The sequence below is a fragment of the Kitasatospora sp. GAS204B genome (assembly GCF_029892155.1).
In the GTDB taxonomy this organism is placed as follows: domain Bacteria; phylum Actinomycetota; class Actinomycetes; order Streptomycetales; family Streptomycetaceae; genus Kitasatospora.
Genome location: NZ_JARZAG010000016.1, coordinates 169,603 through 191,909, shown reverse-complemented (window position 1 = coordinate 191,909; position 22,307 = coordinate 169,603). Strand labels below are relative to the sequence as shown.

16 protein-coding genes and 4 tRNA genes are annotated in these 22,307 nt (G+C 71.1%); 11 read left to right on the top strand and 9 right to left on the bottom strand.

From position 1 onward, the window contains the following. Positions 1–1,856 (bottom strand): DEAD/DEAH box helicase (locus tag P3T41_RS22550; protein WP_280691807.1); only part of this gene is annotated, 1,856 nt, incomplete at its 3' end. A 284-nt stretch (positions 1,857–2,140) separates the two neighbouring features. Here P3T41_RS22550 and P3T41_RS22545 point away from each other — a divergent pair. The 6 genes from P3T41_RS22545 (at position 2,141) to P3T41_RS22520 (ending at position 5,393) form a co-directional block, all read left to right on the top strand. Then, positions 2,141–2,743: a hypothetical protein gene (locus P3T41_RS22545; RefSeq protein WP_280691800.1), complete on the top strand. Its 603-nt coding sequence runs from the start codon at positions 2,141–2,143 to the stop codon at positions 2,741–2,743. 439 nt (positions 2,744–3,182) lie between these two features. Then, positions 3,183–3,524, top strand: a complete 342-nt coding sequence (locus P3T41_RS22540) for a metallopeptidase family protein (RefSeq protein ID WP_280691799.1) — start codon at positions 3,183–3,185, stop codon at positions 3,522–3,524. Positions 3,525–3,661: 137 nt separating this feature from the next. Then, positions 3,662–3,734 (top strand) — tRNA-Glu (locus P3T41_RS22535). A gap of 59 nt (positions 3,735–3,793) precedes the next feature. Further along, positions 3,794–3,867 (top strand) — tRNA-Asp (locus P3T41_RS22530). Positions 3,868–3,894: 27 nt separating this feature from the next. Next, positions 3,895–3,971 (top strand) — tRNA-Phe (locus tag P3T41_RS22525). Between the two features lie 210 nt (positions 3,972–4,181). Further along, positions 4,182–5,393: a YncE family protein gene (locus tag P3T41_RS22520; protein WP_280691798.1), complete on the top strand. Its 1,212-nt coding sequence runs from the start codon at positions 4,182–4,184 to the stop codon at positions 5,391–5,393. Positions 5,394–5,491: 98 nt separating this feature from the next. Here the strand turns inward: P3T41_RS22520 and P3T41_RS22515 are convergent, their stop codons facing one another. Then, on the bottom strand, positions 5,492–5,695 hold the full coding sequence (locus P3T41_RS22515) for a cold-shock protein (protein WP_030918248.1): 204 nt from the start codon (positions 5,693–5,695) through the stop codon (positions 5,492–5,494). Between the two features lie 363 nt (positions 5,696–6,058). Between P3T41_RS22515 and P3T41_RS22510 the strand changes: the two genes are divergently transcribed. Further along, a complete protein-coding gene (locus P3T41_RS22510) occupies positions 6,059–6,286 on the top strand; it encodes a hypothetical protein (protein WP_280691797.1) in 228 nt (75 codons plus the stop codon). A gap of 254 nt (positions 6,287–6,540) precedes the next feature. Here the strand turns inward: P3T41_RS22510 and P3T41_RS22505 are convergent, their stop codons facing one another. Next, positions 6,541–8,181 (bottom strand): DUF2079 domain-containing protein, encoded by a 1,641-nt coding sequence (locus tag P3T41_RS22505; RefSeq protein ID WP_280691796.1) that lies wholly within the window; start codon positions 8,179–8,181, stop codon positions 6,541–6,543. 5 nt (positions 8,182–8,186) lie between these two features. After that, the gene (locus P3T41_RS22500) at positions 8,187–9,491 is read right to left on the bottom strand and encodes a glycosyltransferase 87 family protein (RefSeq protein ID WP_280691795.1); all 1,305 of its coding nucleotides are present in this window, start codon (positions 9,489–9,491) and stop codon (positions 8,187–8,189) included. A gap of 541 nt (positions 9,492–10,032) precedes the next feature. Between P3T41_RS22500 and hrpA the strand changes: the two genes are divergently transcribed. Then, positions 10,033–14,007 (top strand): ATP-dependent RNA helicase HrpA, encoded by a 3,975-nt coding sequence (gene hrpA / locus P3T41_RS22495; RefSeq protein ID WP_280691794.1) that lies wholly within the window; start codon positions 10,033–10,035, stop codon positions 14,005–14,007. A 128-nt stretch (positions 14,008–14,135) separates the two neighbouring features. Next, positions 14,136–14,212: transfer RNA gene (locus P3T41_RS22490), tRNA-Asp, on the top strand. A gap of 448 nt (positions 14,213–14,660) precedes the next feature. On the opposite strand, the gene bldC is transcribed toward P3T41_RS22490, so the two are convergent. Further along, positions 14,661–14,867 carry a developmental transcriptional regulator BldC gene (gene bldC / locus P3T41_RS22485; RefSeq protein WP_014137253.1) on the bottom strand — a complete coding sequence of 69 codons (207 nt, stop codon included), beginning with the start codon at positions 14,865–14,867 and terminating at the stop codon, positions 14,661–14,663. 552 nt (positions 14,868–15,419) lie between these two features. Beyond that, positions 15,420–16,349: a hypothetical protein gene (locus tag P3T41_RS22480; RefSeq protein WP_280691793.1), complete on the bottom strand. Its 930-nt coding sequence runs from the start codon at positions 16,347–16,349 to the stop codon at positions 15,420–15,422. A 169-nt stretch (positions 16,350–16,518) separates the two neighbouring features. Between P3T41_RS22480 and P3T41_RS22475 the strand changes: the two genes are divergently transcribed. Together P3T41_RS22475 and P3T41_RS22470 are read left to right on the top strand one after the other, a co-directional pair. Next, positions 16,519–17,694, top strand: coding sequence for a Glu/Leu/Phe/Val dehydrogenase dimerization domain-containing protein (locus P3T41_RS22475; RefSeq protein ID WP_280691792.1), 1,176 nt, complete (start codon positions 16,519–16,521; stop codon positions 17,692–17,694). 358 nt (positions 17,695–18,052) lie between these two features. Further along, positions 18,053–18,310 (top strand): DUF3073 domain-containing protein, encoded by a 258-nt coding sequence (locus P3T41_RS22470; protein WP_280691791.1) that lies wholly within the window; start codon positions 18,053–18,055, stop codon positions 18,308–18,310. Between the two features lie 147 nt (positions 18,311–18,457). Here P3T41_RS22470 and purM read toward each other — a convergent pair whose 3' ends face one another. From purM to P3T41_RS22455, 3 genes are all read right to left on the bottom strand, one after another. Further along, complete coding sequence (purM, locus tag P3T41_RS22465) at positions 18,458–19,528, bottom strand: phosphoribosylformylglycinamidine cyclo-ligase (RefSeq protein ID WP_280691790.1); 1,071 nt, start codon at positions 19,526–19,528, stop codon at positions 18,458–18,460. A gap of 75 nt (positions 19,529–19,603) precedes the next feature. After that, positions 19,604–21,184, bottom strand: coding sequence for an amidophosphoribosyltransferase (gene purF / locus P3T41_RS22460; RefSeq protein WP_280691789.1), 1,581 nt, complete (start codon positions 21,182–21,184; stop codon positions 19,604–19,606). Positions 21,185–21,396: 212 nt separating this feature from the next. After that, positions 21,397–22,230 carry a diacylglycerol kinase gene (locus P3T41_RS22455; RefSeq protein WP_348533682.1) on the bottom strand — a complete coding sequence of 278 codons (834 nt, stop codon included), beginning with the start codon at positions 22,228–22,230 and terminating at the stop codon, positions 21,397–21,399. Between the last annotated feature and the right edge of the window lie 77 nt (positions 22,231–22,307).

The window sequence follows — 22,307 nt, the reverse complement described above, 5'->3', positions numbered from 1 at the left end:
CCGCCACGGTCACCACGGTTGTCCCGGTCACCGAACGAACGCGCCGGACGGTCCCCACCGAACGAACGACCACCACGGTCATCACGGTCACGACCACCGCCGCCGAAGCCGCCACGGTTGTCCCGGTCACCGAACGAACGCGCCGGACGGTCCCCACCGAACGAACGACCACCACGGTCATCACGGTCACGACCGCCACCACTGAAACCGCCACGGTCACCACGGTTGTCCCGGTCACCGTAGGACGGCCGCTCGTTGCGCGGCTCCCGGTACGCCGGGGTCCGCTCCTCGCGAGGCTCGCGCACCGGCTGCTCGGCCACGGCCACGGCCTCGGCCGACTCGGCGGCCTCGGCAGCCGGCTCCTCGTCCTCGATGCCGAGCTCGGCCCGCTCGCGGGCGGCCCGCGCGGTGAGGCGGTCGGCCTCCTCGCGCAGCTCGTTCGCCCGACGCTGCGCGCGCTCCAGCTGACGGGTCATCTCGGCGACCTCGCGCTCCGCCGCACCGGCGATGCCCGAGGCGCTCTCCGCCTGGACCTCGATCAGCGAGCGAGCGCCGGTGATCTTGGCGACCTCGGCGTCGAAGGCGTGGTCCAGGATGTGGCGGCTGGCGTCGACGCCCGCGTCCTCCATCAGGCGGAAGACACCGCGACGCTGGTGCGGCAGCACCAGGGTGACCACGGCGCCCGAGCGGCCGGCGCGCGCGGTGCGGCCGGAGCGGTGCAGGTAGTCCTTGTGGTCGCCGGCCGGGTCCACGTTCAGCACCAGGTCGATGCCGTCCACGTGGATGCCGCGGGCCGCGACGTCGGTGGCGACGACCACGTTGACGTAGCCGTCCTTGAAGTCGCCCAGCACCCGGGTACGGGCGCCCTGCGTCATGCCGCCGTGCAGCGCGTCGGCCTTCACCCCGGCCTCGAGCAGCTGCTCGGCGACCCGGTCGGCGCCCATCTGGGTGCGGACGAAGATGATCGTGCGGCCCTTGCGAGCGGCGATCGCGTTGGTGATCGGCGCCTTGTCCTTGGGCTTCACCACGAGGATGTGGTGGCTCATGGTGGTGACCGCGCCCTGGGCCGCGTCGACCTCGTGGGTGACCGGGTTGCTCAGGTAGCGCTTGACCAGCGTGTCGATCTCGTTCTCCAGCGTGGCGGAGAAGAGCAGGCGCTGGCCGCCGGTCGGCACCTGGTCGAGGATCTCGGTGACCTCGGGCAGGAAGCCCATGTCGGCCATCTGGTCGGCCTCGTCGAGCACGACGGTCTGGACGTCGGCGAGCTTGGCGGTGCCGCGGTTGATCAGGTCGCGCAGGCGGCCGGGGGTGGCGACCAGGACGTCGACACCGCGCTCCAGCGCGTAGATCTGGTTCGACATCGAGGTGCCGCCGCAGACGACCTTGAGCTTGAGGCCGAGCACCGAGCCGAACGGCTCCAGCGCGTCGGCGACCTGCATGGCCAGCTCGCGGGTCGGGACCAGGATCAGGCCGCGCGGGTGCTTGGGCTTGGTGCGCTCGCCGTCGGCGAGGCGGGTGAGCAGCGGCAGACCGAAGCTCAGGGTCTTGCCGGAGCCGGTGCGGCCACGGCCCAGCACGTCCTTGCCGGCCAGCGCGTCCGGGATGGTCGCGGCCTGGATCGGGAACGGGGTGGTGACGCCACGCTTGGCGAGGGCGCGCACCACGTCGTCGTGCAGGCCCAGGTCACCGAAGGTGACGGTGGGCTCGGCGTCGTCCTCGAGGGTGTCGTCCTCGAGGGCCTCGGCCTCGGCGTCAAGGGCGTCCAGCACCTCGGCGTCGGCCAGGGAGTCGTTGGTGGGGTCCGTGTCGGTCAGGTCGGCGGCGTCGAGGGCCTCGTCCTGGGTGTTCACGGGCATGACGAAGCGGTCGTCGTCAACGAGAGACAATGCAAAACCTTCCGGAAGTGGCACGCGCCAAAGTCCGGGGTAATGACTTACAACCGCCTCTATGCGGTCAGCCACGGATCGCCGGAACGCGCCAAGGGCGCCAGATGGGAACAGGGCGCCAGTCAAATGGATCAAACGAACGATCTACCACCATAGACGAGCCATCACTCCGAAGGCAAACGCGCTGGTCCACCCGTCAATGTGCGCCCGAACCGGCGCCCCCGGCAGCGGATCCGCTACCCGTTCCACCCCCGGTGCCCCCTGCACCACCGCCCGAGCCGCTGCCGCTCGCGGACGGCGCGGGCGTGGCGCTCTGGGACGGCGGCGGGCTCGACGGGTGGCCGGCACCGCCCGACGGGCCGCCGGAGGACCCGGGAGCGGCCGTGCCGCCGCCACCGGTGGCGCCGCCGGGGCCGGCCGCCCCACCCGAGCCACCGGGGCTCGCCGACGCCCCGCCGCCGGCGCCCGGGCCACCCGCACCCGGCGTCCCCGCACCACCGGCGGCCCCGACGCCATGCCCGCCGCCCGGCCCCCCGGGCGCGCCCGGCGCACCACCGACCGCTCCGGCGCCCGCCGCACCGCCGAGCGCCCCCTGTGCATTGGCCTCCTGCGGCGGCGGGGGCACCGCGACCACGCCGCCGGGCTGCCCGGGCGCCGGCGAGGTGCCCGCGCTCGGGTCGCTCACGGGTGCCACCTCGCCACCCGTCGCCCCGGCCGCCGCCGGGGAACCCGACGCGCCCCCACTCCGCCCGCTGCCCCGCTCCGACCGCGTCCCGGGCCGCGCCGGGGCGCTGGCCCCGCTGGACGGCCGCCCGCTCGGCCCGGCCGCCCCCGAGGCGTGCCCGACCGGCTGCTGATCGCCGCCGGACCCGACCTCCATGCAGCCCGCCGCACTCAGCCCGGCGAGCGCCAGCACAGCCGTCCGCACCGCCACCGAGCGGAACACCGCCGCCCGCTCCGATCCCCGGACCGCGCCCTGCGCCCGAGCGGCGACCGCCATCCGGCCACCGCGCACCCGCGCCGCCGCCGAGACCCGCTCCCGGCCCGGCCGCACCCGCCTGGCGACGGCCCGCACCGCCGCACTCCGGCCGCTCGAACGCCAGCTCGCACCCGTCGGAACCATTGCCGCCGCCTCTCCCGCACGCCCCACCCCGGCCGCACCGACCCGCGGCCCCTTGTGGTGCCCAACGCCCATCGCGCCCCGGGGACACGGCCCGTTCCACACCGGATCGCCCCAACCGGACGGACCATCACCTGGCACGCCCTCACCGCGCCCCCGACAATGGGCCCGTGGACATGAGCCGGGACGAATTCGAATTGCTGGTCAGCGACGCCCTCGACCAGATCCCCCCGCAGCTCGCGGCGATGATGGACAACGTGGCCGTCTTCGTCGAGGACGAGCCCGACCCCGCGACCCCCGAGCTGCTCGGCCTCTACGAGGGCACCCCCCTCACCGAGCGCGGCGAGTGGTACGCCGGCGTCCTCCCCGATCGGATCATCGTCTACCGCGGCCCCACCCTGCGCCTGTGCGAGACCCGGGAACTCGCCGTCGCCGAGGTCCGCACCACCGTGATCCACGAAGTGGCCCACCACTTCGGCTTCGACGACCACGAGTTGCACGAGCTCGGCTGGTCCTGACCGACCCGCCCACCCAACCGCCCAGGTCGCAGCCCCGCCCACGGCCGAGCCGACCCGAAACCGTTTTGGCGTTCCCGCCGACATCCCATATGCTTCTCACGTCCCCGACCGCTGGAGATCAGCCGGGCGGGCCGAAAGCCCTCATCGTCTAGTGGCCCAGGACGCTGCCCTTTCAAGGCGGTAGCACGGGTTCGAATCCCGTTGGGGGCACGCGGTATCGCAAGGCAGCAGTACACGTAGTAAAGTCCAGGGTCGCAAGGCTCTGTCGAGGTCCTGTGGAGCAGTTGGTTAGCTCGCCACCCTGTCAAGGTGGAGGTCGCGGGTTCAAGTCCCGTCAGGATCGCTCATCCCGCAAGGGATGGTGCAGTACGGCCAGGTAGCTCAGTTGGTACGAGCGTCCGCCTGAAAAGCGGAAGGTCGCCGGTTCGACCCCGGCCCTGGCCACCACGCACGATCGAACACGACGCCCCCGAAGCGAATCGCTCGGGGGCGTTTTCGTGTCGCCCGACGCCCGAGACCGATGGCGCGGCGACCGTCGGATCGCCGAACTCTCCTGCGGCAGCACTCTTGCCGGGCCTGCGGGGGCTCAGTACCGTCGAGTAACCAGCGCTGGACATGACGCCCCCTCATATTCTGTTCCCTCCTTGGGAGGCCCGGGTGAGCAGCACGCACGCCAGACGCATCACTTCCCTCGCAGCCGCCGCCGTCGCCCTCGCCGGCGTGCTGGCGCTGCCCGGTTCCGCGGCATCCGCCGACTCCGGTTTCCGCGACGTCCTCGTGGTCGGCAACAGCGCCGCGGGCACGGTCAGCTTCATCGACGCCCATACCTTCCAGAACCTCGGCTCGCTCAACGTCACCGCCGACGCCCAGCAGCGGATCGCCGCGATGGACCCGATCCAGTGGATCGGCTACCAGAGCGTCACCTCGGTCGAAGGCGGTAACCGGTACGTCGACGACGCGACCCTGTCCCCCGACGGCCGCACGCTCTACGTCTCGCGCGGCAACCTGGACGACGTCGCCGCCTACGACATCGCGAGTGGTGCTCAGCTTTGGCGAACCCGGCTGGACGGCTTCAAGGCGGACCACGCCGCGCTCTCCCCGGACGGCACCCGGTACGTGGTCTCGGCGACCACCGCGCAGGAGGCGGAGGTGCTCGACACCGCGAGCGGCAGCGTCGTCGGCACCTTCCCGACCGGGACCTACCCGCACCAGAACGACTACTCGCCCGACGGCAAGTACATCTACAACTCCAGCATCGGGATCACCTCGTTCCCCCAGGCGATGGAGTGGGCCAAGGGCTCGTTCCAGCTGACCAAGGTGGACGCCACCACCCTGAAGGTGGTCCAGACCTGGCAGTTACCGCACGGCATCCGCCCGAACGTGATCGAGGGCGACGGGCGCACCATGTACACCGACCTCTCGTACCTCAACGGCTTCGCCAAGTACGACCTGTCCACCGGCAACGTCGTCGACACGGTCCAGATGCCGTACAGCGCGGCCGGCGCCGCGCTCGCCCCGGACAGCTACCCGCAGAACTCCGCCCACCACGGCCTGGCCGTCTCCGGCGACGGCGCGAGCCTGTGCGACGTCGGGACGATCGACGACTACACGGCGATCGTCGCCACCTCCGACCTCGGCACCCGGGGGACGGTCGACTACCCCACCGGCAGCCTCCCGTACTGGGGCACCACCAGCGCGGACGGCACGCTCTGCTTCGTCTCGCTCAGCAAGGCCGACGAGGTCTCGGTGATCGACTACCGCACCGCCACGGAGGTCGCCCGGGTCCCCGTCGGGGCCTTCCCGCAGCGCGAGCGGACCGGGCGGATCGCCGCGGACCTGCTGGGCGACCTGTCACCGTCGGCGGGCTGAACCGCCGTTCGAACACTTCGGGAACGCCGAAGGGCCGGCACCGCGCAGTCGCGCGATGCCGGCCCTTGCTGCCGGGCGTGAGCCGGGCAGTGGAAGAACTAGAGGGGGCGAATGTTCTCCGCCTGCGGGCCCTTCTGGCCCTGCGTGACGTCGAACTCGACCTTCTGGCCCTCGAGCAGCTCGCGGAAGCCATTGGCGTTGATGTTCGAGTAGTGGGCGAACACGTCCGGGCCGCCACCCTCCTGCTCAATGAAGCCGAAGCCCTTTTCCGCGTTGAACCACTTCACAGTGCCGTTAGCCATGGAAATCTCCCTAAATGGGCAGCAAGAAACTCACACCACGCGAGCTTCGCGTCGCCGCGATGATGGCCCGCCCGGTGAACGCCCGGGAAACAAAATGCGCCTGCGGTCAGACCAGCAGGCGCACACAAAGTTCATGGGAACCAAAACTGCAACTAAGCCGACTGTAGCAGGGTCCGATCCGAAACGGGGGATTCCGGCCGAGCGACTTCTCACACCTCAGCGGTGGGCGGCCGGACACGCAGCGTCGCGTCCTGCCCGGGCTCAGCGCCGGGGGCCGGGCGCCGGCGGACAAGGCGCCATGATCACGAAATTTCGGCCGCCAGGATCACCCCGGCCCCTCGGAACTGGCGCATACTGGCAACGATGACGAATCCAACCTCCCCCCGGCGCCACCTGCCCACCAGTCCATTCCGAGTCGCGACTCCGCCGCCAGCCAAGCGATTCGCTGTCGGCGACCGCGTGTCGCACGACGAGTTCGGCCTCGGCCGGACGATCAGTGTCGAGGGCGACGGCGCGATCGCGGTGCTCGTCGACTTCGGTTCACGGCAGGAGCGGATCACGGCACCCTTCGCCAAGCTTTTCCTGCTGTGACGCGGCCGCTGCGCGGCTGATGTGACGCACCGACGCCGGTCGGCGTCGAAACTGTCGAATTCGGACATTTAACGCACCCGTTTCGAACGCGAAAGTCTCGAAAATCGACCGGCCGGAAAACGGCCGTCCTCCTCAGGGCGACGGCCGAACTCGGCGTGCCGCCGACCTCGGCCCCGTACCGCCGGCGCCCGGTCCTCCCACCGGTTCGACCCGGCCGCCCGCCCGATCCGCAGCACCGGCCACCTACAGGTCCGTCACCCCAGGAACAGGTTGTGCCCCACGTCGGAGGGCACCACGTCCTGCACCGGCGTGCTGCCCGGCCCCGGCAACTGCTGGCCCGGGATCGGCTGGTGGCCGACCCGGTGCAGCAGCACCGCGCCGTCCTCGGCCCAGATCTGCTGGTAGCCGTTGGCCAGCAGCAGCTGGATCCGGTCGGCCTGCTCCTTGTCGGTGGCGAACGGGAAGGCCCGGGCATTGGAGCGGATCAGCACGTAGTCCATCCCGCGCGGGGTCTGGTCCACCAGCACCACATGGGTCCGGGCGGTCAGCCGCGGCACCACCTGGTTGTCGGCCTCCACGGTGGCCCCGTCCGGGATCAGCTTGCTGGCCCGCAGCAGCGCGGCCTCGCTCGGCGCGGCCTTCCAGTAGGCCGGCACCGCCAGCGAGGCGAGTCCCAGCGGTACGGCGACCGCGACGGTGACCGCCACGGTGCCCAGGCCCAGCCGGCGGGCCAGCTTGCGGCGGCGCTCGACGGCGTACATCCGGCCGAGCACCTCTATCGAGGCGGTCAGCAGGATCGGCCACAGGAACGAGTCGTAGTGCCGGGCGATCGACCAGTGGTTGGGGTTGGTGGACAGGATCCGCTCGGTGAGCAGCGGCACCAGGCAGAGCACGGTGAGCGAGCGCAGCGGCAGCAGCAGCAGGGTGCCGAAGAGCCAGAGCACCAGCAGCGGCTTGAGCGGCGCGCTGAACGCGCCTTCCACCAGCAGCCACGGGTTGTGCAGCACGTGGTTGACCGCGTCGCCGGCGTTGGCGCCCAACTCCTGGTAGTTCCAGTAGTAGCCGGGCTGGCCGCCCAGCGCGGGCAGCAGCCACTGGATCGTGACCAGCGAGGCGAGCGGCCCGAACACCAGCAGGCCCGCGCCGATCCGCAGCCCGCGCCGGTCGGCGGCCTTGCGGCAGCGCAGGACCAGCACCAGGCCGTAGGCCCCGACCAGCAGGCCGAGGTCCTCCTTGGTGCAGCAGAGCAGCAGCGCGGCGACGGCCACCAGGCCGTACCGCCGGGACATCCCGCGCTCCAGCATCAGCAGGGTGAGCGGGACGGCGAAGCCGACCTCGTGGAAGCCGACCCGGGAGGCGACCAGCAGCGGCCAGCCCAGCCCGTAGGCGAGCCCGGCCAGGTCCATCGCCCGGCGCCGGTCGCGGTCCGGCGCGGCTTCGAAGGCGATCGCGGTGATCCGCCGGATCAGCGGCACGCCGGCGGCGAAGAGCAGGGCCTGGCCGAGCAGCAGCGCGCGCGGGTCGTTCCAGATCCAGTACAGGGGGGCGAGCAGCGCCAGGATCGGCGAGAAGTGGTCGCCCAGGATCGAGAAACCGGGCGGGAACTCGTGGTGCACGCTCTTGACCGTGGAGAGCGGCAGCCCGAAGTGGGCGTAGCCGCGCACCCCCTGGTCGAAGATCCCGAGGTCGAAGCCGCCGAGCTGGGCGGAGGTCCACTGCTGGATCCCGATCGCGAAGCAGACGCCGAAGCAGAGCAGGCTCAGCAGCACCGCCCGGCCGCGGCTCGAGGCCGCCCGGGCGGAGAACCTGGTGAGCAGCGGCGCCAGCGCCTGGGCCCGCGTCCGGGTCCGCGGCGCCGGGACGGTGGGCGTCTGGAGGTCGGTCTGGGACGTCATCAAGTTCAGCTCTGCCTTGTCAGGGAGGCGTCCCGCGCGCTCCGGTCGAGCGGCTCGACCTTGCTTCGGGTCAACCGTGCGATGGTCGGTCGGTGGATCCGCAGCAGTCGCAGGCCCATCACGGCCAGCACGACGATCCCGGTCAGCGGATAGATCGACGAGGGTACCTGCCAGTACCAGGGCACCCCGAGCCCGGCGGACTGTGGGACCAGCCACATCGCGTAGGAGAGGAAGGCCATGGCGGTGAACGCCAGCAACGGCCGCCAGTGCAACCGGCGCACCCCGCGCGGCCTGGCCAGCTCCTGAGCGGTCTCCGCGCCGAGCAGGATCAGCAGCGGCACGCACCAGATCCAGTGGTGGGTCCAGCTGATCGGCGACAGCAGCAGCGCGGTGAGCGCGGTGCAGACCACGCCCCAGGCCTCGGCCCGCCGGATCTCCCGGGTCGAGCGGGCCGCCAGCACCGCGATGGTCAGCCCCAGCACCAGTGCCAGCCCGCTGCCCAGGGTGGCCAGCATGCCCGGGTCGTGCTTGCTCAGCAGCCGGGCCACCGCCCCGCGCACCGACTGGTCGTCCACCAGCTCGGTGACGCCGACCCGGCTGGTGTCCCAGACGTACTTGCTCCAGAACCCCCAGGAGGCGCCGGGCAACGCGAAGACGCCGACCAGCACGGTGGCGAGGAAGGTGCCGCCGGCCACCAGCGCGGCCCGGATCCGGCCGGTGAGCAGCAGATAGACGGCGAACAGGCCGGGGGTGAGCTTGAGGCCGGCGGCCAGGCCGATCCCGATGCCCTTGCCGCGGTGCCGGTCGGGACGGGTCAGGTCGTAGAGCACCAGGCAGGCCACACCCAGGTTGACCTGGCCGTACTGCAGCGTGGTCCAGACCGGCTCCAGCCAGACCCCGAAGCCGGCCACCAGCAACGTCCCGGCCAGCCGGAAGCGCCGGCGCGGCCAGCCGACCAGCGTGAAGGAGAGCCAGCCGAGCAGGCCGAGCAGCCCGACGTTGAGGATCATCACCAGCCCGCGCAGCATGCTGACCGCGAACCAGGTGCTCGGCACGAAGAGCATCGCGGCGAACGGCGGATAGGTGGCCGCCAGGTCCCAGCCGGGCAGCCGCATCGTGTAGAGGTCGTGCCCGCTCACGACGGCCTGGCCCTCGGCGCGGTAGACCAGCATGTCCACCATCGAGACCGCCTGGAAGTGCCGCCAGATGGCGAAGAGGCCCAGCGAGACCACGGCCGCGGTGGCGGCCACCCCGGTGGTGCCGAACAGCCGCGAACGAGCGGGCGCCCCGGGTTCGCCGCGGTCACCCACGACAGGCCGCTGGGCTCGGGTGCTCGCAGCGCTGCCGCGTGGTCGTGGACATCCTTCTGCTGCTGCCTCTCGTGACGTGGAGCCTGGGTGTGAACGAACGACACGGCGCAGTCCAGGACGCTGACCTCGCCACGCTAGTCGCACCCCCACCCGGCACTCAGTGACCCCCATCACGCCAACTGTCACAGGGGTGTCACACCCGGTTGATGGTAACGCCACCCGAACTGCCGCCCACCGTGCCGTGACGGCCGGATGCTCCCGCCGCACTCGCCTCGGCGCGCTCGGTGCCGGGCGGGCGCTTCATCCGGGTTCCGACAGCATCGACCTGCCGGATGAGAAATTCGTTGGTGGCCGGCCGTCGAATCACCTGAGAAACGCGCCGCACGTCGAATCCGGCCCCCGGCGGCAGCACCGGGCCGGCCGCACGACCTGCGGATGGCCGGGCTCCCCCGGGTGTGACACTTGGAGACGCCAGTCACCACCCGCAGAAACACAGGTGCGGCGCACCGCCGCCGTTTGCGACCCTAGAGGGATGCCCGCGATGAGTTCCCCCGCTGTCCAGCCGGCCGACGCGCCGACCATCGGCGAGCTGGCCGCCCGGCTGCCCGAGCTGACGCTGCGCGACCAGCAGCGGATCGGCCGTCGGTTGGACGGGGCGCGCCGGGCCCGCGGCACCGAGGCCCGGCAGAAGATCGCCGCCGAGCTGGCCGGTGAGATCGCCAAGGCCGAGGGGCGCGTGGCGCAGCGCCGCGCGGCGGTGCCGGCGATCAACTACCCGGCGGAGCTGCCGGTCAGTCAGAAGAAGGACGAGATCCTGGCGGCCATCCGCGACCACCAGGTGGTGATCGTGGCGGGCGAGACCGGCTCCGGCAAGACCACCCAGATCCCCAAGATCTGCCTGGAGCTGGGCCGCGGCGTCCAGGGCCTGGTCGGCCACACCCAGCCGCGCCGGATCGCCGCCCGCACGGTGGCCGAGCGGGTCGCCGAGGAGATGAACAGCCCGCTGGGCGAGGCGGTCGGCTGGAAGGTCAGGTTCACCGACCAGGTCGGCCAGGACACCCTGGTCAAGCTGATGACCGACGGCATCCTGCTGGCCGAGATCCAGACCGACCGCGAGCTGCACCAGTACGACACCCTGATCATCGACGAGGCGCACGAGCGCAGCCTCAACATCGACTTCATCCTCGGCTACCTGAAGCAGCTGCTGCCGCGCCGCCCCGACCTCAAGGTCGTGATCACCTCCGCGACGATCGACCCCGAGCGCTTCGCCCACCACTTCGGCGACGCCCCGATCGTCGAGGTCTCCGGGCGCACCTACCCGGTGGAGGTCCGCTACCGGCCGCTGGTCGACGACCTGGCCGAGGACGCCGGTGACGAGGACGACAGCGCCGTCGACCGCGACCGCGACCAGATCCAGGCGATCTGCGAGGCCGCCCAGGAGCTGCAGGCCGAGGGCCCGGGCGACATCCTGGTCTTCCTCTCCGGCGAGCGTGAGATCCGGGACACCGCGGACGCGCTGAACAAGCTGAACCTGAAGTTCACCGAGGTGCTGCCGCTCTACGCCCGGCTCTCCTCCGCCGAGCAGCACAAGGTCTTCCAGCGCTCCACCTCCCGCCGGATCGTGCTCGCCACCAACGTGGCCGAGACCTCGCTGACCGTGCCCGGCATCAAGTACGTGATCGACCCCGGCACCGCCCGGATCTCGCGCTACAGCCATCGCACCAAGGTCCAGCGGCTGCCGATCGAGGCGATCAGCCAGGCCAGCGCCAACCAGCGCAAGGGCCGCTGCGGCCGGACCAGCGACGGCATCTGCATCCGGCTCTACTCGGAGGAGGACTTCCTCGCCCGCCCCGAGTTCACCGACGCCGAGATCCTGCGCACCAACCTGGCCTCCGTCATCCTGCAGATGACCGCGGCCGGCCTCGGCGACATCGCCGCCTTCCCGTTCCTCGACCCGCCGGACTCGCGCAACATCAAGGACGGCGTCAGCCTGCTCCACGAGCTCGGCGCGCTGGACCCCGAGCAGAAGGATCCGCGCAAGCGGCTCACCACGCTGGGCCGCAAGCTCGCCCAGCTGCCGGTCGACCCGCGACTGGCCCGGATGGTGCTGGAGGCGGACAAGAACGGCTGCGTGCGCGACGTCATGGTGATCGCCGCCGCGCTCTCCATCCAGGACCCGCGCGAGCGCCCGACCGAGAAGCGCCAGGCGGCCGACGACCGGCACCGCCGGTTCACCTCGGAGACCTCCGACTTCCTCTCGTACCTGGCGATGTGGCGCTACGTCAGGGAGCAGCAGAAGGAGCTCTCCTCCTCCGCCTTCCGCCGGATGTGCAAGGCCGAGTTCCTGAACTACCTGCGGATACGGGAGTGGCAGGACATCTACACCCAACTTCGCACAGTGGCCAAGCAGTTGGGCGTGAGCATCGAGGAACCCCATCCGGATGCCGAGCCGGACGCCGACCGGATCCACCAGTCGCTGCTCGCCGGACTCCTCTCCCACCTCGGTCTCTTCGACGTGGAGAAGCGCGAGTACGGCGGCGCCCGGGGCGCCCGGTTCGCGGTCTTCCCGGGTTCCGGTCTCTTCAAGAAGCCGCCGCGCTGGGTGATGTCCGCCGAGTTGGTGGAGACCTCCCGGCTCTGGGCCCGGATCAACGCCAAGATCGAGCCCGAGTGGGTCGAGCCGCTGGCCGGCCACCTGATCAAGCGGACCTACAGCGAGCCGCACTGGGAGAAGAAGGCCGGCGCGGTGATGGCCTTCGAGCGGGTCACCCTCTACGGGATGCCGATCGTCGCCCAGCGCAAGATCAACTACGGCCGGATCGACCCCGAGCTCTGCCGCGAGCTGTTCATCCGCAACGCCCTGGTCGAGGGCGACTGGGAGACCCACCACCACTTCTTCGCCGCCAACCGCAAGATGCTCGGCGAGGTCGAGGAGCTGGAGAACCGGGCCCGCCGGCGCGACATCATGGTCGACGACCAGACCCTCTTCGACTTCTACGACGCACGGCTGCCCGAGGAGATCGTCTCCACCCGGCACTTCGACTCGTGGTGGAAGAAGACCCGGCACGACCAGCCCGACCTGCTCAACTTCGAGAAGTCGATGCTGATCAACGATGCCGCCGACGGCATCACCGAGGCCGACTACCCGGACTACTGGCACCAGGGCAAGCTCCGCTTCAGCCTGACCTACCAGTTCGAACCGGGCAGCGACGCGGACGGCGTCACGGTGCACATCCCGCTGCCGGTGCTCAACCAGGTCTCCTCCGAGGGCTTCGACTGGCAGATCCCGGGCCTGCGCGGCGAGTTGGTCACCGCCTGGATCCGCTCGCTGCCCAAGGCGATCCGGCGCAACTTCGTGCCCGCCCCGGACTTCGCCAAGGCCGCGCTGCGCGAGATGACCGACCGTCAGGAGCCTTTGCTGCCCACCCTGGAGCGCGTCCTGCACCGGATGGGCGGCCAGCCGATCCCACCCGAGGCCTGGGACGACGAGCGGGTCCCGGACCACCTCAAGGTGACCTTCCGGGTGGTGGACGGCAAGCGCAGGCTCGCCGAGTCCAAGGACCTGGAGGAGCTGCGCCGCAAGCTCACCCCCAAGCTCAAGGAGACCCTCTCCTCGGCCGCCTCCGGGCAGGGCATCGAGCGCACCGGCCTGACCGCCTGGCCCGAGGGACTGCCGCTGCTCCAGCGCACCTTCGAGCAGCGCTCCCGGGGCCACTCGCTGCGCGCCTACCCCGCCTTCACCGACGAGCGCGACAGCGTGGCGATCAAGCTCTTCGACACCCCACAGGCACAGGCGCAGGCGATGTGGGCGGGCACCCGCCGGCTGCTGCTGCTCACCATCAACTCCCCGGCCAAGGGGATCCAGGCCCGGCTCGGCAACCAGGCCAAGCTGGCCCTGTCCTACAACCCGCACGGCTCGATCCCGGCGCTCTTCGAGGACATCACCGTCTGCGCCGCGGACCGGCTGATGACACTGGCCGGCGGCCCGGCCTGGGACGAGGAGTCGTTCGGCAAGCTGTACGACAAGGTCCGCGCCGACCTGTACGAGCTGTCGGCGGACACCACGCTCAAGACGGCCTCGGCCCTGCTCGCCTTCCACCGGGCGCAGACCCGGCTGAAGGCGGTCAGCAGCCCGGTGCTGCTCTCCGCCGTGAACGACGTGAAGCTGCACCTGGCCTCGCTGGTGCACGCCGGCTTCGTGACCGACAGCGGCTGGCAGCGACTCGGGGACGTCAAGCGCTACCTGGCCGCGGTGGACCGGCGCCTGGAGGCGCTGCCCAACCACCCGCAGCGCGACCTGCAGCACCTGCTCAAGGTGCAGGAGGTGCAGCGGGCCTACGGCGACCTGCTGGCGGCCGTGCCGGCCGGGCAGCAGCCCAGCGCCGAGGTCCGGCAGATCCGCTGGATGATCGAGGAGCTGCGGGTCAGCTTCTTCGCCCAGTCGCTCGGCACCCCCTCACCGGTGTCGGAGAAGCGGATCCTGAAGGCGATGGACGCGGCCGCCGCCACCCTCTGAGGGAGCCCCAGGTCGGGCCGGCCGCCCCCGCCCGCGGCCGGTTCGACCTGGGGGCCCGGGATGCAGTACGATCTGTCTTGTCGCTGCCACGAGCAGCGGAAATCACTGAGGCAAACAGTGAACAGCCTGGCCCTGTGGAGCAGTTGGTTAGCTCGCCACCCTGTCAAGGTGGAGGTCGCGGGTTCAAGTCCCGTCAGGGTCGCCATCAGCGAGAGGCCCGGAACCGTCAGGTTCCGGGCCTCTCGTCGTCCCAGCACCCGGTTCGGCCGACGGACCGTCAGGAGCGCACTACCGGCGCCGGGCCCCGAGCTCAAGAGGGCACCCCCTGTGACGGTCGTCACTTACGTTTTCTTGAACCCGGCCAGGCGGAACCCCCCCTATGGATCCACTGATTTAATATATAAAATTGTACTGACTTGCGAGACTTTCCAAAGTCTCACCATTCCGATTTAATCCCGCCCCACGCGCCACAGTGGTTATGCATGAGCCCGCCATTTACTGGTCAAATGACAGTCATGAAATGGTTGACGATCATGTCACTATGCCCACGAAGAAGGGGCCGCTTCCCGGACCCGGCGGAGTCCGGGGAGCGACCCCTGCTATCTGGCTTCAAGGCTTTCCCGGCGGCGGTACGGCAGCCGCCGCCGAGTGCCTCAGGCCTCGGTGCGCTGAGCGGGGATACCGGCCAGTAGAGCCCGTACCTCCGCCTCCCGGTATCGGCGGTGGCCGCCGAGCGTGCGGATGGACGTGAGCTTGCCGGCCTTGGCCCAGCGTGTGACCGTCTTGGGGTCCACGCGGAACATGGTGGCGACCTCTGCCGGTGTCAGCAGGGGCTCAGCGTCAGGGGTACGAGCGGTCATGAGCGGCCTCCTCGGAGAACCGAACCAGGGCGGTTCTATCCTTCAAATTCTGCACCTTGGCCCGCGATGCCCGAAATGGCAGAGACGGACCGAGTCGGTTATAGGACGAACGGCTTGTCCTGGTGTCTACAACTACACCATCCGTCCAGCCCTATCGACCAAACCGCCAAAATTGGCCCCTCACGGGTTCAAGAGCGACGGATGGCGATGGACCACCCCATAGCGGACAGTCATCATATCGTGACAACCGGTAACGGAGAGGCCAGACCTATCGATTCCCCCCAAAGGGCACACCGACCCCAGATCCACCCAAAAGTGGGCAAGAGTGAGGAGAGTTGGGCTGGTTGTCCCATTTTTACCTTTAGCTGCGACTTGGCGTCAACGGTGAGTAGTGTCACGTTCGTGGGGTATTGACCCGAACCAGGACCTAGGTCCCGGCCGGCCGAACACGGAACTCACACCCGTCTCGCCCCGCCCCCTCACTGAGCCCGCGTCACACCCCCGCCATTCCCCCGAGCTGAGCCACGGTCAGTTCCCTTGCCGGCCCACCCGTCAGTTGGCCTGCCGCAGCGCCAGCACCTCGCGCCAGCGCCGCGCCACCGCCTCGTACGCCCGCGCCGCCCCCTGGGCGTCCCCGGCCCGCAGCGCCGCCAGCCCGTCGGCCACCTCGGCGGCCGAGTGGTCGGCCGCCAGCCGCTCGCCGTCGATCGCGTGCACCAGCCCGCCGTAGTCCAGCTCCACCAGCGAGCGCGGATGGAACTCCTCCAGCCAGCGCCCCACCTCCTCCGCCCCGAGCGCCAGCGGTGTGCCCTTCAGCTGCTCGCGCAGCACCCGGTAGGCCCGGGCCACCCGGCGCCGGGCCTGCGCCATCGAGGTCAGATAGAAGAGCGCGGCGGGCTGCCCCGGCTGTGCCGCGGCCCCGGGCTCGGCCGGCAGGTAGTGCCGCTCCTCGTCCCCGAACGGCAGGAACCAGCGCAACGGCACCTCCCAACGGCTGGTCAGGATCCACGGCCGGGCGTCCGGATGGTCCGCCCGCCAGCGGGACTGCGCCGCCTGCGCCTGCTCCCGGACCGCCTGCGGCAGCACGGTGTCCAGCAGCGCCACCGGCAGCGAGTCACGCAGCTCGTCCAGCGCCTGCCAGCTGCGCAGCCGGGTCGCCCACGGGCAGACATAGGTGACCGCGTCGAGGAGCCGCACGAAGGCCTGCTCGCTCTCCCTCCCCCAGCCTTCGGCCGGGGGCGCCCCCATCGGCAGCGCCCACGGGGGTCGGGGAAGCAGTTCGGCGAGCGCCCCCCGCTGCGCCTCCAGCGCCGCCCGCGCCACCGGTTCACCGGCCGACGCCGCGTCAGGTCCGCGATCGGCCAGGTACGCCTGCCAGCGGGCCCGTTCCGGATCGGGATACGCCGCCAGCGGCTCGTACACCCGCAGGTGGGCGGCGTAGGGCGGCAGCACGGAGGTCTGCACAGCGGTCACGTCCTGCATCGTCGCACGGGCCACCGACCGGCCGGGCGGGATCGGTCCGATCCGAACGGTCCCGGCGGCGGCGTCCAGGATCCGAACAAGGGGCAGCCCCGCGCCCGGGCCCCGGACTACGCTTCGCGGTAGATGCCCGCACCACAGCAGCGGGCCAGCAGATACTGGAGTCACCACAGTGACCGACGTACGCACCGTATCCGCGACGCACCCCGCACCAGGTGTGCTGAGCCGGATCTTCCGTACTGAGCAGGACGGCGTCCCGGGCGACGGGCACGAGCAGGTCGTGCTCTGCCATGACCGGACCTCCGGCCTCAAGGCGATCATCGCCATCCACTCGACCGCGCTGGGCCCCGCCCTCGGCGGCACCCGCTTCCACCGGTACGCCACCGAGGAGGAGGCGCTGGAGGACGCGCTGCGGCTCTCCCGCGGGATGAGCTACAAGAACGCGCTGGCCGGCCTCGACCTCGGCGGCGGCAAGGCCGTGATCATCGGCGACCCGACGGCCAAGGGCGAGGGCGGCGACAAGTCCGAGGCGCTGCTGCGCGCCTACGGCCGCTTCGTGCAGTCCCTGGCGGGTCGTTACATCACGGCCTGTGACGTGGGCACCTACGTCCAGGACATGGACGTCATCGCGCGCGAGTGCGACTACGTCACCGGCCGCTCCCCCGAGCACGGCGGCGCCGGCGACTCCTCGATCCTCACCGCCTTCGGCGTCTTCCAGGGCATGCGGGCCTCGGCCCAGGCCCGCTGGGGCCAGCCGACGCTGCGCGGCAAGCGGGTCGGCGTCGCGGGCGTCGGCAAGGTCGGCCACTACCTGGTCGGCCACCTGGTGGCGGACGGCGCGAGCGTGGTCATCACCGACGTCTCCGAGGCCGCCGTCAACCGGGTGCGGGCCGCCCACCCGGACGTCGAGGTGGTCGCCGACACCGCGGCGCTGCTGGGCGCCCAGCTGGACGTGTACGCCCCGTGTGCGCTGGGCGGCGCGCTGGACGACGCGACGGTCGCGCAGCTGACCGCGGCGGGCACCTCGGTGGTCTGCGGCGCGGCCAACAACCAGCTGGCCCACCCGGGTGTGGAGAAGGACCTGGCGGACCGCGGCATCCTCTACGCCCCCGACTACCTGGTGAACTCCGGCGGCGTGATCCAGGTGGCCGACGAGATCGACGGCTTCAACTTCGAGCGCGCCAAGAACAAGGCCACCAAGATCTTCGACACCACGCTGGAGATCTTCACCCGGGCCACCGCCGACGGCGTGCCGCCGGCCGTCGCCGCCGACCGGCTGGCGGAGCGGCGGATGCGCGAGATCAGTGCTCTGCGCACGATCCTGCTGCCCGGCGCGCGCAAGGCCTGACCGGAGCAGCCGACCGGTCCGCATCACTTCGCATCACAATGTGGAACCGGATTCACCGGATATCCCCCGATCGGGCGCCCCGAACGCCACGGTCGGGGGATAATCGGTCGGAGAACGACGGTCCCGGACACCCACCGGGCCACTGCGAATGCCCGGAAACACCCGCCCGACCAGGAGAGACCTGGTCCCGGGGGGCGACAGTGCGCGCCACGTCACACCGGCGACGTACCGTCCGAGGGCGGAAACAGGTACCGTTGATGCTCCAAGGGACGGCTCTCCCGCTTCGGGCAAGCCGCTCCTGATCATGAACACGTGTCAGACTCGGGGCCGTGAGCCCCATCGTTGAGGGGGTCGACCCATGGGGCGCGGCCGGGCCAAGGCCAAGCAGACGAAGGTCGCCCGCGAGCTGAAGTACAACAGCGGCGGCTTCGACGCTAACCGTCTGTCCAGCGAGCTGGGCGTTTCACCCGTTCCTTCGATCAACCCTGAGCCGGTTGAGGAAGAGGACGAGGAGGACGACCCCTACGCCGCTTACGCGGAGTACTACAACGACGACGATGACGAGGACGAGCAGGAGGCGGAGGTCGGCCACCACCAGGCCCGCCGCCGAGCTTGACCTCAGGTCCTGACCGGCCCGAGCGCCAGCGCGCCGGGCCGGTTTTCGGCGTGTCCGGGCACCGTCGGCGCCAGACCCTGCCGGGCTGACCCTCAGGTCCCGGAAACGCCGGAGGGCCCCCGTAGGGGCCCACCGTCCGTCCAGTGGCTACGCGTACTCGCCGTACAGCGCCGCGCCCGCCGCGTGCTCCGCGTCGCGGGCCACGATGTCGCCCAGCAGCCAGGCCTCGACGTCGCGGTCCGCCAGGATCGACAGCACCACGTCGACCGACTCCGGCGGGACCACGGCGACCATGCCGATGCCCATGTTGAGGGTCTTCTCGATCTCCAGGGTCCGCATCCGGCCGACCTCGGCGACGGTCTGGAAGACCGGCAGCGGGGTCCAGGTGCCGCGGTCCAGGCGGGCGTGCAGGCCGTCCGGGATCACCCGGGCCAGGTTGGCCGCCAGGCCGCCGCCGGTGACGTGCGAGAAGGCGTGGATCTCGGTGGCGCGGGTGAGCGCCAGGCAGTCCAGCGAGTAGATCCGGGTCGGCTCCAGCAGCTCCTCGCCCAGCGTGCGGCCGAACTCGGCCACCTCGCGGTCGAGCTTCCAGCCGGCCTCGTTCAGCAGCACGTGGCGGACCAGCGAGTAGCCGTTGGAGTGCAGCCCGGAGGCGGCCATCGCGATCACCACGTCGCCGGCCCGCACCCGGTCCGCACCGAGCAGCGCGTCGGCCTCGACCACGCCGGTGCCCGCGCCCGCGACGTCGTACTCGTCGGGGCCCAGCAGGCCCGGGTGCTCGGCGGTCTCGCCGCCGACCAGCGCGCAGCCGGCCAGCACGCAGCCCTCGGCGATGCCCTTGACGATCTGGGCGACCCGCTCCGGGTGGACCTTGCCGACGCAGATGTAGTCGGTCATGAAGAGCGGCTCGGCGCCGCAGACCACCAGGTCGTCGACGACCATGCCGACCAGGTCGTGGCCGATGGTGTCGTGCTTGTCCATGGCGGCGGCCAGCGCGACCTTGGTGCCGACGCCGTCGGTGGCCGAGGCCAGCAGCGGGCGCTCGTAGCGCTTCAGGGCGGAGATGTCGAAGAGGCCGGCGAAGCCGCCGAGGCCGCCGACCACCTCGGGCCGGTTGGTCTTCTTCACCCACTGCTTCATGAGTTCCACCGCGCGGTCGCCCGCCTCGATGTCGACTCCGGCGGCGGCGTAGGTGGCGCCACTCTCGTTGCTGGTCACTGCTGCGGCCCTCTCGGGTCAAGTGGGGGTTGCTGACAGCGGCGGGGCCCCGGTCGGGGCCCCGCCGTCAGGGTCTTACGGGCGGCGCAGCGCGTCGGCCGCGCCGTGGCCGCCGAGCAGGGACTGCACCCCGTCGAGATCGGAGCTGGTCGGCTTGCCCCGGGTGGCGGGCGGCTGCTGACTGCCGGCGATCTCCGCTTCGAGCAGCAGCTTGCCGAGCAGCGCCGGGTCCGGCAGCTCCATCGGGTACTCGCCGTCGAAGCAGGCCCGGCAGAGCCGGTCCTTGGGCTGCTTGGTGGCCTCGATCATGCCGTCGATCGAGATGTAGGCGAGCGAGTCGGCGCCGAGCGTCCTGCCGATCTCCTCCACCGTCATGCCGTTGGCGATCAGCTCCGCGCGGGTGGCGAAGTCGATGCCGAAGAAGCAGGGCCACTTCACCGGCGGCGAGGAGATCCGGATGTGCACCTCGGCGGCGCCGGCCTCGCGCAGCATCCGCACCAGCGCGCGCTGGGTGTTGCCGCGCACGATCGAGTCGTCCACGACCACCAGGCGCTTGCCGGCGATGACCTCGCGCAGCGGGTTGAGCTTGAGCCGGATGCCGAGCTGACGGATCGTCTGGCTGGGCTGGATGAAGGTGCGCCCGACATAGGCGTTCTTCACCAGGCCGGAGCCGTACGGGATCCCGCTGGCCTCGGCGTAGCCGATCGCGGCGGGGGTGCCGGATTCGGGGGTGGCTATCACCATGTCGGCCTCGACCGGGGCCTCGGCGGCCAGCCGGCGGCCCATCTCGACCCGCGAGAGGTGCACGTTGCGCCCGGCGATGCTGGTGTCGGGGCGCGCCAGGTAGACGTACTCGAAGACGCAGCCCTTGGGCTTGGCCTCGGCGAAGCGCGAGGAGCGCATGCCGTTCTCGTCGATGGCGATCAGCTCGCCGGGCTCCACCTCGCGGATGAAGCTGGCGCCGCAGATGTCCAGGGCCGAGGTCTCGGAGGCCACCACCCAGCCGCGCTCCAGGCGGCCGAGCACCAGCGGGCGGATGCCCTGCGGGTCACGGGCCGCGTAGAGGGTGTGCTCGTCCATGAAGACCAGCGAGAAGGCGCCCTTGACCTCGGGCAGGATCTGCCGCGAGGTCTCCTCGATGGAGAGGTCCGGGTACCCGGCGAGCAGGGCGGTCAGCAGGTCGGTGTCGTTGGTCGCGGCGGTCCGGCCGGAGCGCGAGACGTGCTCGGTTCCGGGCAGATCGGCGACCATCGCCGCGAGTTCGGCGGTGTTGACCAGGTTTCCGTTGTGGCCCAAGGCCAGCGAACCGTGAGCGGTCGCCCGGAAGGTCGGCTGGGCGTTCTCCCAGACCGAGGACCCGGTGGTCGAGTAGCGGGCATGTCCGACGGCGATATGCCCGTGCAGGGATCCCAGCGAGGCCTCGTCGAAGACCTGGGAGACGAGTCCCATGTCCTTGAAGACGAGAATCTGGGAGCCATTGCTCACCGCGATACCGGCGGATTCCTGTCCGCGGTGCTGCAGGGCGTAAAGGCCGAAGTACGTGAGCTTGGCGACCTCCTCGCCGGGAGCCCAGACACCGAAGACGCCGCAAGCGTCCTGGGGGCCTTTCTCGCCGGGAAGAAGATCGTGGTTGAGTCTTCCGTCACCACGTGGCACGTCTTCGAGTCTAGGGCAGTTGGCACAGGCTTCGGCAGTCAGGCATGGGTCCGGCCTGGCGATTTGCCCGGCGACGCGCGTAGAACAGGCCCCTTACCATGCCGCCCGGGCAGGCAGGACAGGGAAACCGGAGGTGTCCGCGTGACCCTGATCACCCAGGGGTCGGTCAGAGCCAGTTCGAGTCGGTGCGGGCCGGTCCGGGTCGGTGCGGGTCATCTCATGGGCAGCAGCAGGCCCCAGGCGGCCGGGCGGGCGGTCCAGGTCCGGGTGGGCACCGGGCCCGCCGGGCAGCCGTCGGCCTCGTAGCCGAAGGTGCGGCCGGCCACCGTGACGCTGGAGGCGCGCACCCGCAGCAGCGCTCCGCCCGGCCCCGAGGGCCGCACCACCACCTCGACCGCGGCGGAGTCGGCCGGCAGTCGCAGCGCGACCAGCCGCAGGCCCCGCCCCGGGCCGGCCAGCGCTCGCCCGTCCGCCTCGACCCGCAACCGGGCCTCCTGGGACTCCACCTGCTCGGCCGCAATCAATTTCGCCCAGAGCGAACGCCAGCCGCCCGAATGGCCGTGCCGCCGGCCGGGGATCCGCACCTCCCCCAGCACCACCCCGTCGCCGTCGTCCAGCAGCAGCCCCAGCTGCCTGGGCACCCCGCCCAGCACCGCGCGGGCCGCCGCCACCGGCTCGACCGGCACCCCGAGCGAGCGGGCCAGCGCCACCGTCCGCCCCGGCCCGACCGGCACCAGGCCCAGCGGGCCGGCGCCCAACTCGCGCTGGTGGTGCAGCGCCTGCACCACCCGCTGCAGCGCCAGGTCGGAGCCGACCACCACCGGACGGCGCCTGCCCCGGTGCGCGAGCACCCGGTCCAGCTCGGCCGCACTCTCGGGCACCACCACCTTCACGTCCGCGCCCCCCGAGAGCACATCCCGGGCGATTCGCACCGCCTCCCCGTCGGCTTCCTTGGCCGCCGGATCGAGCAGCACGAGAAGCGGGATGCCGCCAGGCGGCCCGGCTGCGTCGGAGGGTCGGGGTGCGGGCGTGGACAGGGACGACACGACCGGTCCTTCCTCAGGTAATCTCTCGGTGCAAGAGCCCCTTGCGCTATTGCGCCAGGGGCTTCGTCTATCTCGGG

Coding starts and splice junctions, on each gene's coding strand:
- P3T41_RS22540 (WP_280691799.1), top strand. CDS start 3,183: ATGAGCCGGGACGAATTCGAATTGCTGGTCAGCGACGCCCTCGACCAG.
- P3T41_RS22505 (WP_280691796.1), bottom strand. CDS start 8,181: ATGACGTCCCAGACCGACCTCCAGACGCCCACCGTCCCGGCGCCGCGG.
- P3T41_RS22515 (WP_030918248.1), bottom strand. CDS start 5,695: ATGGCTAACGGCACTGTGAAGTGGTTCAACGCGGAAAAGGGCTTCGGC.
- P3T41_RS22470 (WP_280691791.1), top strand. CDS start 18,053: ATGGGGCGCGGCCGGGCCAAGGCCAAGCAGACGAAGGTCGCCCGCGAG.
- P3T41_RS22510 (WP_280691797.1), top strand. CDS start 6,059: ATGACGAATCCAACCTCCCCCCGGCGCCACCTGCCCACCAGTCCATTC.
- bldC (WP_014137253.1), bottom strand. CDS start 14,867: ATGACCGCTCGTACCCCTGACGCTGAGCCCCTGCTGACACCGGCAGAG.
- hrpA (WP_280691794.1), top strand. CDS start 10,033: ATGAGTTCCCCCGCTGTCCAGCCGGCCGACGCGCCGACCATCGGCGAG.
- P3T41_RS22480 (WP_280691793.1), bottom strand. CDS start 16,349: ATGCAGGACGTGACCGCTGTGCAGACCTCCGTGCTGCCGCCCTACGCC.